The sequence below is a fragment of the Rothia sp. HMSC066H02 genome, from assembly GCF_001814995.1.
Taxonomy (GTDB): Bacteria; Actinomycetota; Actinomycetes; order Actinomycetales; family Micrococcaceae; genus Rothia; species Rothia mucilaginosa.
Genome location: NZ_KV818688.1, coordinates 388,540 through 402,023 on the forward strand (window position 1 = coordinate 388,540; position 13,484 = coordinate 402,023).

Annotated in this window: 7 protein-coding genes and 1 tRNA gene; 4 read left to right on the forward strand and 4 right to left on the reverse strand. The window is 62.9% G+C overall.

Features of this window, described 5'->3' with window-relative positions:
• Positions 1 to 87: 87 nt before the first annotated feature.
• Both HMPREF2999_RS08805 and argS read right to left on the reverse strand, forming a co-directional pair.
• On the reverse strand, positions 88 to 1,608 hold the full coding sequence (locus HMPREF2999_RS08805) for a diaminopimelate decarboxylase family protein (protein WP_070675050.1): 1,521 nt from the start codon (positions 1,606 to 1,608) through the stop codon (positions 88 to 90).
• A gap of 83 nt (positions 1,609 to 1,691) precedes the next feature.
• Positions 1,692 to 3,356, reverse strand: coding sequence for an arginine--tRNA ligase (gene argS, locus HMPREF2999_RS08810; protein WP_070675046.1), 1,665 nt, complete (start codon positions 3,354 to 3,356; stop codon positions 1,692 to 1,694).
• A 74-nt stretch (positions 3,357 to 3,430) separates the two neighbouring features.
• On the opposite strand from argS, the gene HMPREF2999_RS08815 reads away from it, so the two are divergent.
• The 3 genes from HMPREF2999_RS08815 to HMPREF2999_RS08825 all read left to right on the forward strand — a co-directional run bounded on the left by HMPREF2999_RS08815 (position 3,431) and on the right by HMPREF2999_RS08825 (position 5,935).
• Positions 3,431 to 3,504: transfer RNA gene (locus HMPREF2999_RS08815), tRNA-Arg, on the forward strand.
• 251 nt (positions 3,505 to 3,755) lie between these two features.
• Complete coding sequence (locus HMPREF2999_RS08820) at positions 3,756 to 4,703, forward strand: NADP-dependent oxidoreductase (protein ID WP_070675044.1); 948 nt, start codon at positions 3,756 to 3,758, stop codon at positions 4,701 to 4,703.
• Positions 4,704 to 4,717: 14 nt separating this feature from the next.
• Positions 4,718 to 5,935, forward strand: coding sequence for an alpha/beta hydrolase (locus tag HMPREF2999_RS08825; RefSeq protein WP_070675034.1), 1,218 nt, complete (start codon positions 4,718 to 4,720; stop codon positions 5,933 to 5,935).
• A 45-nt stretch (positions 5,936 to 5,980) separates the two neighbouring features.
• Here HMPREF2999_RS08825 and HMPREF2999_RS08830 read toward each other — a convergent pair whose 3' ends face one another.
• Complete coding sequence (locus HMPREF2999_RS08830) at positions 5,981 to 6,442, reverse strand: helix-turn-helix domain-containing protein (protein ID WP_005506503.1); 462 nt, start codon at positions 6,440 to 6,442, stop codon at positions 5,981 to 5,983.
• 285 nt (positions 6,443 to 6,727) lie between these two features.
• Here HMPREF2999_RS08830 and hrpA point away from each other — a divergent pair, with 285 nt between their 5' ends.
• Positions 6,728 to 11,236: an ATP-dependent RNA helicase HrpA gene (hrpA, locus tag HMPREF2999_RS08835; protein WP_070675031.1), complete on the forward strand. Its 4,509-nt coding sequence runs from the start codon at positions 6,728 to 6,730 to the stop codon at positions 11,234 to 11,236.
• Between the two features lie 375 nt (positions 11,237 to 11,611).
• Here the strand turns inward: hrpA and HMPREF2999_RS08840 are convergent, their stop codons facing one another.
• Positions 11,612 to 12,979 carry a hypothetical protein gene (locus HMPREF2999_RS08840; protein ID WP_070697767.1) on the reverse strand — a complete coding sequence of 456 codons (1,368 nt, stop codon included), beginning with the start codon at positions 12,977 to 12,979 and terminating at the stop codon, positions 11,612 to 11,614.
• Positions 12,980 to 13,484 lie beyond the last annotated feature (505 nt).

A 13,484-nucleotide genomic window follows, 5' to 3' on the forward strand; every position in this document is an offset into this window, starting at 1 on the left:
TGCAACCGCCACCTCGCAGTGTGCAGTGCAGAGACGGGAGCTTCACGGTTTTTCATGATGTCAGAATGGGTTCTTAGATATCCGTTCTTAGATATCCGAACCCATATCCAGCGCCAACATATCCTCCTCGCGCTGACGACGAATCATCACGCGAGAAGGCTTACCCTCAGCAGTGGCAATCACCGGCGGGCGAGTCAAGAAGTTATAGTTCGAACCCAGCACATAGCAGTACGCGCCGGTCGCCGGAACCGCCAGAATATCGCCAGCCTGCAGGTCAGCGGGCAGGTAGCAGTAACGAACCACCACATCGCCAGACTCGCAGTGCTTACCCACCACGCGAGAGAGCACCTGCTCCCCCGCCGGGGCACGATTCGCCAGGGTCACCGAATAATCCGATTCGTACAGCACCGGGCGGGCGTTATCGCTCATACCGCCATCCACCGAAACGTAGCGGCGCACGCGAATCTCGCCGTTCTCATCCTCAATGCTCACGTTCTTGATGGTGCCGACCGTGTACAGGGTCGCACCCGAAGGACCGGAAATGGAACGGCCCGGCTCAAACGACATGTGCGGAATCGCCATGCCTAGGCGCTCGCAGGTTGCCGCGACGGAAGCGGCAATCGACTCGGTCACCTCGGTAATGGAGCGGGGGTGATCCGCCTCGGTGTAGCCGATGCCGTAGCCACCGCCCAAATCCAGCTCCGGCAGGGTCATGCCCAGGTCACGGTTGAGGCGGTTCATGAACTCCAGGGCGGTAGTAGCTGCCTGCTCGAAGCCCTCCGCCTCAAAAATCTGCGAACCAATATGGCAGTGAATACCGCGGAAATCCAGGGAATCGGTCGCGTTCAGAATCGCGGCAGCCAGAGCCGCGTAAGAATCGGTAGCCTCAACGCCCCAGTGCTCCAGCTCCTCCTCATCCAAACCGGCGAGCGCGGCGGTGCCGGGCTGCAGGGACATGCCGAACTTCTGATCCTCGTGCGCGGTCGCAATGGATTCGTGGGTCGAGGCATGCACGCCGGGGGTGATGCGAATCAGCACCGGAACCGGGGCGTAGGGTTCCTCGCCCTCAGCCACACGCTCGGCGGCAAGCTCGGCGTACACGCGCTCAATGAGCTTGAGCTCGTCCACCGAGTCAGCCACCACGCGGCCCAGGCCGTTGCGGATCGCGCGGGCAATCTCAGCCTCCGACTTGTTGTTACCGTGCAGGGCGATGTTCGCACCGGGCACCTGTGCACGCAGAGCCAACGCCAGCTCACCACCGGAGGCGGTATCCAGGCACAGCCCCTCCTCGGTCGCCCAGCGCGCCACAGCGGTGGACAGGAACGACTTACCGGCGTAGTAGACGCTCACCTTCGCACCGTGCGTGGCGAAAGCCTGCTCAAAAGCGGTGCGGTAGGCGCGGGCGCGGGTACGGAAGGTCGTCTCGGAGAAGACGTACTGCGGGGTTTCATGCTCCGCCACCAGGTCGCTGACGGTCACGCCGTCAATGCAGAGCTCGCCCTGCTCATCGCGGGTGAAGGAGTCAGTCCAGATGGTGCGGGACAGGGTCTCGGGGTGCTCGGGGTAGGTGAGCCATTCGGGGGCGTAGAGGGCGCGGGCTTCGCTCATCGTGTCTCTTTCTTAGCTATCTTTGCCGGCATACGCTCAACCCCCTCCCCGGCAGTACCGGGTCGGGGGTTGAAACGAGAGTATTACATGCGCTCGGGTGCGCTCACACCCAGCAGGTTCAGGCCGTTAGCCAGCACCTGCTGTGCTGCATTGTTCAGCAGCAGGCGGGTACGGTGCAGGTCGGTGACCTCTTCGTCCGCCTTGGGGGCGACGCGGGAGACACCGTACCAGCTGTGGTACGCCGAAGCGAGCTGCTCCAGGTAGCGGTTCACGCGGTGCGGCTCGTAGAACTTCGCGGCATCACGCACAGCAGCGGGGAACTGGCCGAGTACAGCCAGCAGCTCGCCGTCAGCAGCCGAGTCGAGCAGGGAGGTGTCCACGCCGTCCTCAACCTTCACGCCAGCCTCCGCGGCGTTACGTGCCACAGCGGCGGTACGTGCGTGAGCGTACTGCACGTAGTAGACCGGGTTCTCGTTGCTCTTGGAAGTCAGCAGGCCCAGGTCAATGTCGATGGGGGTGTCCACCGAGTAGCGGGTCAGCTCGTAGCGAGCCGCGTCAACGCCCACAGCCTCGACCAGGTCCTCGAGGGTGACCACGGTGCCGGCACGCTTGGACATGCGGACGGGCTTGCCGTCCTTGACCAGGTTCACCAGCTGACCGATCATGACCTCAATCTGGTCGGCGCGGTAGCCAAGAATCTGGGCGATAGCCTTCAGACGGCCCACGTAGCCGTTGTGGTCAGCACCAAGCATGTAAATCGCCACGTCGGCGGGGTTCTCGGCACGAGTCATCTTGTCCTGGTAGTAGGCGATATCGCCCGCCACGTAGGCGTGGTTGCCATCAGACTTGATGACCACACGGTCCTTATCGTCGCCGTAGTCGGTGGTGCGCATCCACCATGCGCCGTCAGCCTCGAAGAGCTGACCGTTCTCACGCATAGTGTCGAGCAGGGCGTCCACTTTGCCGCCTTCGAACACGGAGTTCTCGTGGAAGAACACGTCAAAGTGAGTACCGAATGCCGCCAGGGACTCCTTGATCTGATCAAACATCAGGTGAGTACCGATTTCGCGGAAAATCTCTTCGGGGTTCTCAGTCTCAAGCGCGTCAGGGCGCTGAGCCAGAATCTGGTCCTTAATGTCAACAATGTACGCGCCAGCGTAGCCGTCCTCGGGGGTCTCCTCACCGCGGGCAGCGGCAATCAGGGAGCGCACGAAACGGTCAATCTGGGTGCCGTGGTCGTTGAAGTAGTATTCACGCACGACGTTAGCACCCTCAGCCTCAAGGACGCGGGCGAGCGCATCACCGACGGCCGCCCAGCGGGTACCGCCCAGGTGGATGGGGCCGGTGGGGTTCGCGGACACGAACTCAAGGTTGATGGTCTTACCGGCGAACTTGTCGCTGCGACCGTATGCTTCGCCAGCCTCAACGATGGTGGCGGCAAGCTCACCAGCAGCTGCGGCGTCCAGGGTGATGTTCAGGAAGCCGGGGCCAGCAATATCTACGGATGCAACACCGGCGATGGCGCCAATCTTCTCTGCCAGAAGAGCTGCTGCCTCACGCGGGTTCTTGCCCACCTTCTTGGCGAGCTGCAGAGCGACGTTGGTTGCCCAGTCGCCGTGTTCACGGGACTTGGGGCGCTCCACTCGGACGGCGGGCAGTTCAGCGCCCTCCACGAGGGTCAGCTGGCCGGAGGAAATGGTTTCTTCAAGGGCAAGCGCAATGGCTTCGGAGAGTTCTTCAGGAGTCATAACAAACTATTCTAGCAAGCCTTGGCAGGTGCCTGACCCTTTATCTAGTGCTTATCTGATACCATAGGTGGGTTGCCTCTGTAGCTCAGCGGATTAGAGCACCAGTTTCCGGTACTGGGGGTCGAAGGTTCGAATCCTTTCAGGGGCACGATGTTCTTATTCGAGAGGGAACACGGGAGCCGATATCCGAGGCGTATTGTTCGGGTATCGGCTCCTTTTTATTTAACGGCTAAGCCTGGTTGTTGAACATCTTATGCCGGGCAGCACCCTCTTCAACCTCAGAGGGTGGACACTACCCGCCTGCCTATTGTGGCAACGCTAACAGCCTTGAGAGAATGGGAAAACGCGCACACCCGTCACATCAGCACGGCTTCAAGCCACAACAGCGGAGGTAACCCGATGACCACCATGCGCCAGATTCAGCTCACCGAATGGGGCGACGAAAGCGTTCTGCACGAAGCAAACGTGCCTATCCCCTCGCCGGTGCGCGGTCACGTGCTCATCAAGACGGTTGCCGCCGGTGTCAACCCAATTGATGTGACCACTCGCAAGGGTCTGGGTCCCGCCGCTCAGCTGGCAGATCCGTCGTACAAGCCCTTCGTTCCCGGCTGGGATGTTGCCGGCACCGTGGTTGCTACCGCCGGCGACTACACGGGTTTTAAGGTGGGCGACGGCGTATTTGGTCTTGTTTCTTTTCCCTCCCCCGCCGGTGCGTACGCCGAGTATGTTCTCGCCCCGGCGCATCAGCTGGTGAAGGTGCCCGCCGATGTTCCCTGCGCGCAATTGGGTGGCGCTCCCCTGGCGGCGCTGACCGCATACCAGGCGCTTTTCGAAGTGGCACGACTGAAGGAAGGTGAGCGCGTGCTCATTCACGCCGGTGCCGGAGGCGTCGGCCACCTCGCCGTTCAGTTGGCGGCGCAGGCTGGCGCTCAGGTTTTTGCGACCGCCTCCGCGGCTAACCACGAGTTTGTGCGCTCACTGGGTGCCCAGCCTATTGATTACCGCACCGAGGATTTCCGTGCCGTACTGGGCCAGACCATGGACGTGGTGCTCAATTCCACCGGTCAGCAGACCTTCCTCGATTCGCTGGAGGTGCTGGTTCCCGGCGGCCGTATTATCACCCTGACCAGCCCCGATCCGCTGGATGTTGCGCGTGAGCGCGGCTTCGAGGCGCAGTGGCTGACGGTTCACCCGGACCGCATGCAGATGCAGGAGATTGCCCGCCTCATGTCCCTGGGCCTGTTGAAGGTACACGTGGATCAGGTGCTTGATTTTTCGCAGGCTGCGCAGGCTCATGCCCTGGTTGCGACGGGTCGCACCCGCGGCAAGATCGTACTGGTTCCCTAACGAGGTGCTGATTCATGCAGACTTCTGAGAATGCGCCGAAGGTTGAGGGCGCATTGAACGCTGAGGACTCGCCGAACACTGAGGGCGTGCCGAATGTAGAGGGCACGCCGACCGTTGAGAGTACCGAGTACCGCTCCGGTTTTTACCGCGAGGCGGGCTTTCACGATGCCCACTCGCTACCCGATTACGGCGCGCAGTCGCCGGTAACTCGCGAGGCGTTCGCCTACGATTTCTTCCCCGCGACAGGGGATATCTCTTCCCCCGCCCCGCTACTGGTGTGGGTTCACGGTGGCGCCTGGCGCTTCGGCACCAACCAGGCCCTACGCGATACCGTCCTACACACCCCGGGCGGGGAGCAGCCCAATACCCAGGCGCTCATGCGCGCCGCTTTTCAGCAGGCAGGCTGGGCGGTCGCGTCCATCAACTACCGGTATTCGCATCAGGCGCTCTTCCCGGGTGCCCTGCACGATGTGAAGGAGGCGGTGCGTTTCTTCCGCGCCAACGCGCACGAATTCGGTATTGATCCGCAGCGCATTGCGGTAGCGGGCGGAAGCGCCGGCGGGCACCTGAGCATGCTGGTTGCGCATACGGGAGATTCCGCCGCCGGTGGTGACGGTAGCGGTGGGGATTCTGCGAGCGCACCCGAGCACGACGAATACTATGAGGGCAGGGCGGCGAGCGCCTACCCGTCCCATAGTTCGCAGGTGGCAGCGGCGGCTTCGTTTTACGGGGTCAGCGATTTGAGGACCATCTTCACCGATCGGCCCCTGGCTGGCTACGCTCTCGACCACCCCGAGGATGACGGCGCCGAATGGCGACTACTGGGAAGCACCCACCCCGTACCCGCAGACGTGTCTACTATCGACGCTTCCAAGGGCGAGCGGGCGGTTCCGGGTGTCTGCATCGAGCGCGCCCAAAAGAACTGGGAGCGTGCGCATCCTATTGATGCGGTACGCCCCCAGAAACGAGTGAATAAGGTCGAAAGTGCCTCTGCACCGGGTGCGAGCGGCGGCGCCACTGCCCTGATGCTTGTGCACGGTATTAGTGATTCGTGTGTGCCGTACCAGCAATCGGTGCGGGTGTATCAGGCGCTGCGCACGCGGCAGGTGCCTACCGATTTGGTGCTGGTTCCGGATGCCGAACACGGGGATTCGCGCTGTTTTAGCCCCGACATTGTTCAGCAGATGCTGCTATTTCTCAACCGCGCTGTTCAGTTCAACCGCAGCGTGTAGCTCAACCGCGCTGTGTAGCTTGAGCGGTTCGACAGGTTAGCGAGGTTAGCGAACGCGGCGGTTCACGTATTCGTGCTCAAGGCGGTAGCGTTCGAGGTCATCAAAAGCAACGCGACGGTGCGTGTTAATGCGCTCGAACGGAATATCTCCGCGCTCCAGCAGGCGAACAACGGTCGGGCGGGATACGCCCAGGTAGTCTGCCGCCTCCTGCGTGGTCATGAGGCGGTCCTGGCGTACCACGCAGACATCCTTACGGTCGGCGAATGCGCGCGCTACGGAGGTGAGGGGCCCGTACATTTCGGGAGAAATCTGTACGCGCTCGCCGTCGCCGGTGACCAGGTAGAGGGTTTCTTCGGCGCTGAGGCGGTCGAAGTGGGTGCGCAGACTCGCGTGAACGAGGGCTTGGAAGAGCTCTTCGCAGCGGTGGTGAATTTCTTCGTGCTGTCCGTCTTCGCAGCAATCCAACACTGCAACACGTGTTGCCGGGTACGTCTTTGGTGATGGCATAGTCACTCCTTCGCTACTGTGTTATTCACCACTGTAGCAGTTGAACGAAACTATCGAAAGAAAGTTAAGAAGCGCAGTTAATTCGCATCTACGGTGCATAAAATTCAAATGAATAATTATTAACTCTTTAGATAGCATTTGATGTCATTTATTGTACATTAACTGCATGCCTGGAGTCAGTATTCCACCACCACCCACCCCGGGGTTCCCGCGAACAAACCCAAATATGACAAACAAAGCACACCCCAAGCCCACCGCGGGCAAGGCGAGTACACTGGATAGGATATGTCTGAGCAGAAATCCACGAAGAAACACGCAGATACTTCTAAGGCCCCCCGCACCGCCCCCACCATGGCGAGCATGGCCGCCGCAATCCACGCGGCAAAGGTACGATCCTCCGAAAAAACCGGCGAAAAAACCGCAGATAAAACTACTGAGAACAACGCGGTAAAAAACGGCGCCCCGAAGAAGGGTGCGCAGAAGAACAGCGCCCCGAAGAATAACGCAGACCGCAAGAACTCCTCCCGCGGCGCCTCCGAACGCAACTCCAACGCCTCCCGCTCCAACCGACGCGCAGGCGCCAACAACCGCGCCCGCAAGCAGGGCAACCAGCAGGGCGACAACAAGAGCAACCAGCAGAACCGCCCGGCACCGCGCCGCTACGAACCCTTCATTCCCGAGGTCATCACCTACCCCGAAGAGCTGCCCGTCAGCGAACGCCGCGAAGACATCATGAACGCGATCCGCGACAACCAGGTCGTCATCATCGCGGGTGAAACCGGCTCCGGTAAAACCACCCAGATCCCCAAAATGTGCCTCGACCTGGGCCTGGGAGAGAAGGGCCTCATCGGCCACACCCAGCCGCGCCGACTCGCCGCACGCTCCGTCGCCGAACGCATCGCCGAAGAACTCGGACAGAAAATCGGCGAAACCGTCGGCTACCAGGTGCGATTCACCTCCGAAGTCGGCGAACACAGCGCCATCAAGCTCATGACCGACGGCATTCTGCTCGCCGAAATCCAGAACGACAAGCTGCTGCGCCGCTACTCCACCCTCATCATTGACGAGGCGCACGAACGCAGCCTGAACATTGACTTCATCCTCGGCTACCTCAAGCGCATCCTGCCGCAGCGCCCGGATCTGAAGGTCATCATCACCTCCGCGACCATCGACCCGGAGCGTTTCGCACGCCACTTCTCCCCCAGCTACGTGCCGGGCAAGGGCATCGTCGACGAAAACCTCAGCGCCGAAGAACGCGAAATCGCCGAAGCAATCCTGCCCGACGACGCGCCGCCCATCATTGAGGTGTCCGGCCGAACCTACCCCGTGGAAATCCGCTACCGCCCGCTCGACGAGGAAGACTACCTCAGCGACGACGAAATCGAAGACGACCACGACCCCACCGACGGCATCCTCGACGCCATCAAGGAACTCTCCAAAGAAGCGCCCGGCGACATCCTCATCTTCTTCTCCGGCGAACGCGAAATCCGCGACGCCAAGGACGCCATCGAGGCGATGGTTCTCAAGTCGCCGCGCCTGAACTACGAAGTGCTGCCCCTGTACGCGCGCCTCTCGCTCGCAGAGCAGCACCGCGTGTTCTCCCCCGGATCTCGCCCGCGCATCGTGCTCGCCACGAACGTTGCCGAAACCTCGCTGACCGTGCCCGGCATCAAGTACGTCATCGACACCGGCACCGCACGCATCTCCCGCTACTCGGCACGCACCAAGGTGCAGCGTCTGCCCATCGAACGCATCTCGCAGGCAAGCGCCAACCAGCGCTCCGGTCGATGCGGCCGCGTCAGTGACGGCATCGCAATCCGCCTCTACTCCGAGGAAGACTTCAACTCGCGCCCCGAGTTCACCGACCCCGAAATTCTGCGCACCAACCTCGCAGCCGTCATCCTGCAGATGATCGCAATCGGCGTGGTCCGCGAACCCGGCGACATCTCCCGCTTCCCGTTCGTGCAGCCGCCCGCATCCCGCGCCATCAACGACGGCGTGAACCTGCTGCGCGAACTAGGCGCGCTCACCGAACGCCCCCGCAGCCCCCGCAAGGGCCGCGGCAATAGCGCAACCCTCACCGCCATCGGCCGAGCCATGGCGGCATTCCCCGTGGACCCGCGCCTGGCCCGCATGATCATTGAAGGCGGCCGCCGCAACTGCGCCAAGGAAATGATGGTGCTCGCCGCCGCCCTGACCATCCAGGACCCGCGCGAACGCCCCGCCGACGTGCGCGCCGAAGCCGACGCAATGCACGCCCGCTTCGTCGACGACACCTCCGACTTCTCCTCCTTCCTGCTGCTCTGGGACTACATCAACGAGCAGCAGGCGGCGCTGTCCTCCTCGCAGCTGCGCAAAATGTGCCACCGCGAATACATCAACTACCTGCGCATCCGCGAATGGCAGGACCTCTTCGCCCAGCTGCGCGAGATGGGACGCACCGCCAATATTCACGCCAGCGGCGGCAGGGACATCAACGCCTCCGCCCACGAAATCGACATCCACAAGAGCCTGCTCTCCGGCCTGCTCTCGCACGTAGGCGTCAAGGAAGAACGCGAAAAGGACTCCAAGGGACGCAACCGCGGCCCCCGCGAATACCTCGGCGCACGCGGCACCAAGTTCGCAATCTTCCCCGGCTCCGGCCTGTTCAAAAAGAGCCCCGACTGGGTGCTCTCCGCCGAACTCGTCGAAACCTCCCGCCTGTGGGCGCGCACCAACGCCTCCATCGACCCGCAGTGGATCGAAGAAATCGGCAAGCACCTCATCAGCGTGCAATACTCCGAACCGCACTGGTCCCTCAGCTCCGGCGCGGCAGTCGCCTACGCCAAGGGCACCCTCTTCGGCCTGACCATCTACGCCGACCGCCCCGTGCAGTACGCCCGCGTAGACGCCGCCGCAGCCCGCGAACTGTTCATCCAGTCCGCCCTCGTCGAAGGCCAATGGCACACCCAGCACAAGTTCTACCTGCGCAACCAGCGCGCCCTCGCCGAAGTCGAAGAACTCGAAGCACGCCTGCGCCGCCGCGACCTGCGCGTAGACGACTCCGTACTCTTCGCCTTCTACGACGCACGCATCCCCGCCCACGTCACCGACGTGCGCGCCTTCGACAAGTGGTGGAAGCAGGCACGTCTCGAAGACGACAACTACCTGGACTTCAACCCCGAAAAGCTCATCAACGAGGAAGCCGCCGACTACGACGACTCCCAGTTCCCCCGCCAGTGGGTGCAGCGCACCGACAGCGGCGAACTGACCCTCGACCTGCGCTACGAATACGCCCCCACCGCCGGCATCGGAGGCGCCCGCACCGACGCCGCCAAGCGCGACGGCGTAGCAGTCCAGGTACCGATTCTCTTTCTCAACCAGCTGAACCCCGAACCGTTCCGCTGGCAGATCCCCGGCCTGCGCCACGAACTCGTGACCGCGCTCATCAAGTCGCTGCCCAAGGCGATTCGACGCAACTTCGTGCCCGCACCCGACGTGGCACGCGCCGCCTGCGCCGCCCTCGAAGAGGACTACTCCCCCGCAACCGACGAGCTCATCCCCTCCCTGGCACTCGTACTACGCCGCCTGCGCGGCGTCGTTGTCGAGCCCGAGGCCTTCAACTGGGACGCCGTGCCCGAACACCTGAAAATGGGATTCCAGGTGCGCAACGCACGCAACAAAATCCTGGGCGAAGGCAAGGACCTGCGCGCCCTGCAACAGCAGCTCCACAAGGAGATTCGCGGCGCCCTCGCCGACTCCCTCGGCGCATCCGACGACACCATGGCAAAAATGGTGGCACTCGCGCAGGGTAGCTCGGATGGCTCGGGTAACTCGGGCAGCTCCGCGGCTTCTGCCAAGAAGGGCGCGAAGAACGCTCAGAGCGGCACCACCCAGGTAGCCGATGCGCACGGTTCGCAGGTACGCGAAATCAGCGGCCTCACCGAATTCCCCGCCGATCTCTTCCCCAACGGAGAAATCCCCCGCAAGGTACAGCGCATCATCGCCACCCAGGTAGTCAACGGCTACCCCGCCCTCGTCGACGAAGAAACCAGCGTAGGCCTGCGCATCTTCCCCACCGAAGCCGAACAGCTCCACGCACAGCGCCGCGGCATCATCCGCCTGCTCCAGCTGCAGGTGCCCTCGCCCGTACGCTACGTGAGCGAACACCTCTCCCACAAGGAGAAAATCGTCTTCACGCAGAACCCGCACGGCTCCATCGATGAACTCATCCGCGACTGCACCGTCGCGGCACTCGACCACCTCGTGCCGCACACCCCCATCTTCACGCACGCCGAATACAGCGAACTCTACGAGCATGTGCGTGCCGAACTCATCGAGACGGTCTTCGACGTCACCAAGCTCGTCGCCGAAATCCTCTCCGAAGCCACCGTGCTGAAGAAGGCAATCAAAAAGGCAACCTCGCTGACAACCATGCACGCCGTCTCCGACGTGAAGGCACAGATGGAGAACCTCGTCTACCCCGGATTCGTCGCGAAGACCGGCTACGACCAGCTGGTTCACATCCCACGCTACCTCAAGGCCGCCCAGGTGCGCCTGACGAAGCTCGGACCGAACCTGCACCGCGACAACCAGCTCATGCTCACCGTGCAGGACCTGGAAGACTCCTACGATAACGCGGTCAAGTCGCTACCGGCAGGCACCATCGTGCCGGATGCACTCCGCCGCGTGAACTGGATGATTGAGGAGCTGCGCGTCAGCTTCTTCGCCCAGGAGCTCGGCACCGCCTACACGGTGTCTGAGAAGCGCATTGCGAAGGCTCAGCGTGAGGCGCTGGACGCTATCAAGCGTTAGATTTTGAGCTTGCGGACGGCGGTGTTCGTCCTCGCTCTTACTCAGGTGTAGGTGCGCCGCATGTTTCCTCCGCGCCTACGCAGGGGCACCCGTCACCCGGACGCTCCGTCCTCTCCTTGCTTCGCTGCGGAGAGCGTCCGGGACGACACCCTGAGGGCGCTTCCGGAAAACACGGCTGCACCTGCAGCACAAGCAAAGAGCCCCCACACGAGGTAATCGTGTGGGGGCTCTTTGCCGTTCACAGCGCAAGCTAAGCCGGGAACCTAGCGCGGAAAGGCGGTGTCGTCCGTAGCGACATCAGGGTGCCCGAGCTCTGCGAGGGCGGGTGCCCCTGTAGGAGCGAGGACGAACACCGCCTCTCAGCGTGAGAAACGGTTAGGCCGCCGCCTCGCAGAAGGTCACCGTCACCGAACCGTTGCCGCGCTCGCGCATCCACTGCGGCGCGTTCTCGGCCGAGGCGATGGCGCCGTCGCTCACCGACGGGGCGAGGTACGAGCCGCCCGCGCCACCGGCGCCGCCCTGCATCGTGTAGCCCAGGCCCTGGCGCACGCCGGTCGGGCTATTCAGCCACTTCTGAGTCAGCACAATCGAGGAGACAGACTGTGCCGCACCGGAACCGCCACCACCGTAGCCTGCACCGCCACCGCCGGACACCACGGACTGGTAGCCGTTGAAGTTCTGCGCGTACGCACCCTCGTCGTTGTAGATGTCCAGGTCCCAGCTGCGGTCCTCGTAGGTGCCCTTCTCGTGCACGCTGGCGGGGTTCTCATCCAGCTGGTAGGAGTATGCGCCCGCACCGTCGCCGCCGTTGCCCGCGAAGCCGCTCGTGCCCGCGTTACCGGCAACAAACTGGCTGAACAGCACCTGGTTGTTGGTGGTTTCAAAGCCGATGATGGGGCCGCTGACCGGCAGGGTGCCTGCCGCGCCACCGGCACCGCCCACGCCCGCTGCGCCGCCGAAACCGGAGTTGTAGGTCAGGACCTTGGAGCGTTCAGCCTTGTAGATTTCGTAGCCGGGGGTGCCGTTGGAGCCTGCCGCCGCGGAGGCGCTACCCGCCGCGTCGAACTGCGGAGATGCATCCGAGCCGAGGGGCGCCACGCCTGCGTCGATCTGGCCGTTGAGGTTGGAGTACCAGGGGTCTGCGTAGGACACGCCGGAGGTGGTCATGCCCGCGCCGCCACCGCCGCCAGCCACAGCGATTACGGTGCCGTCGATGAGCAGTGCGGAGGAGCCGCCGCCGGATGCAGCGTACGCCTGAGTCTTGGAGTTTGCCGGGTCCGCGTACTTGGCGTCGACCTGCGCGGTGATGGTGGCGGGGATGGTGTAGGCGGGTACGGCGCCGCCGTTGCCGTAGCCTTCACCACCGGCTGTGGGGGTGAGGGAGCCGTCACCGATACCGCCTGCCGCGGCGATAATCTGCACGGTGGAACCGGGGGTGACGGGGATGATGCCGGTGACCTTCGCGCCGGAGCCGGCGGGGGTCATGCGGTTGTTGGTGCCGCCCGCGCCGCCGACCAGTTCGAAGCGGAGCTTGTGGACGTTGTTGGGCACGGCGAAGCTCTGAACGGTCTTGGCGCCTTCCTCGGTGCCGGAGATGCTGTACGCCGGGCTAGCTGCCAGGATGCAGTCGTTCGTAGCGGCGACGGACGCTGCGTAGGAGGGGATGGTTGCGGAGGCGGCGACGACCGGTGCCGCCCAGGCTGCACCGGCGACGAGCTTGCGGCGGGGCAGGGATGTAGACATGGTATGCCCTTTATTCAGGTGGGGTGATGTGTTTGCGGTGCGACTTTATTTGAAACCAGGCGAGCCTCGATTTGCTTGCTGTGGAAAGAAAATCAGCGCCGAGGAAAAGCATACCTTGAACCTCAGCTTTAACATAAATCCCTAGCTCGAGCACGGTATGGGAGCTCTTGGGCATCTCGCGCCGCTCCCTTCCTTCGCTCCTGCAGGGGAACCCGCCACACCCGGACGCTCCGCTCTTCCTTGCTTCGCTGCGGAGAGCGCCCGGGCGGGCACCCTGATGTCGCTTTCAGAAAGTGCGGCGCTGGGGCACAATTTTAGCTCACCTGTCCGGCGGAGCCAGCAAAAGATTGAGAAGGCGACAGCCCCCTCCCCCTCCAGTTCGTTATGCCGGTATCGCGCACACAAGCCCTGTCCTTACGAATCTAAGGCTGAGTGACTTATATAGGGAACAGAGGGATGGTGTCCTCCGTCGTGACATCAGGGTGCCCGAAGCGAAGCGAGGGCG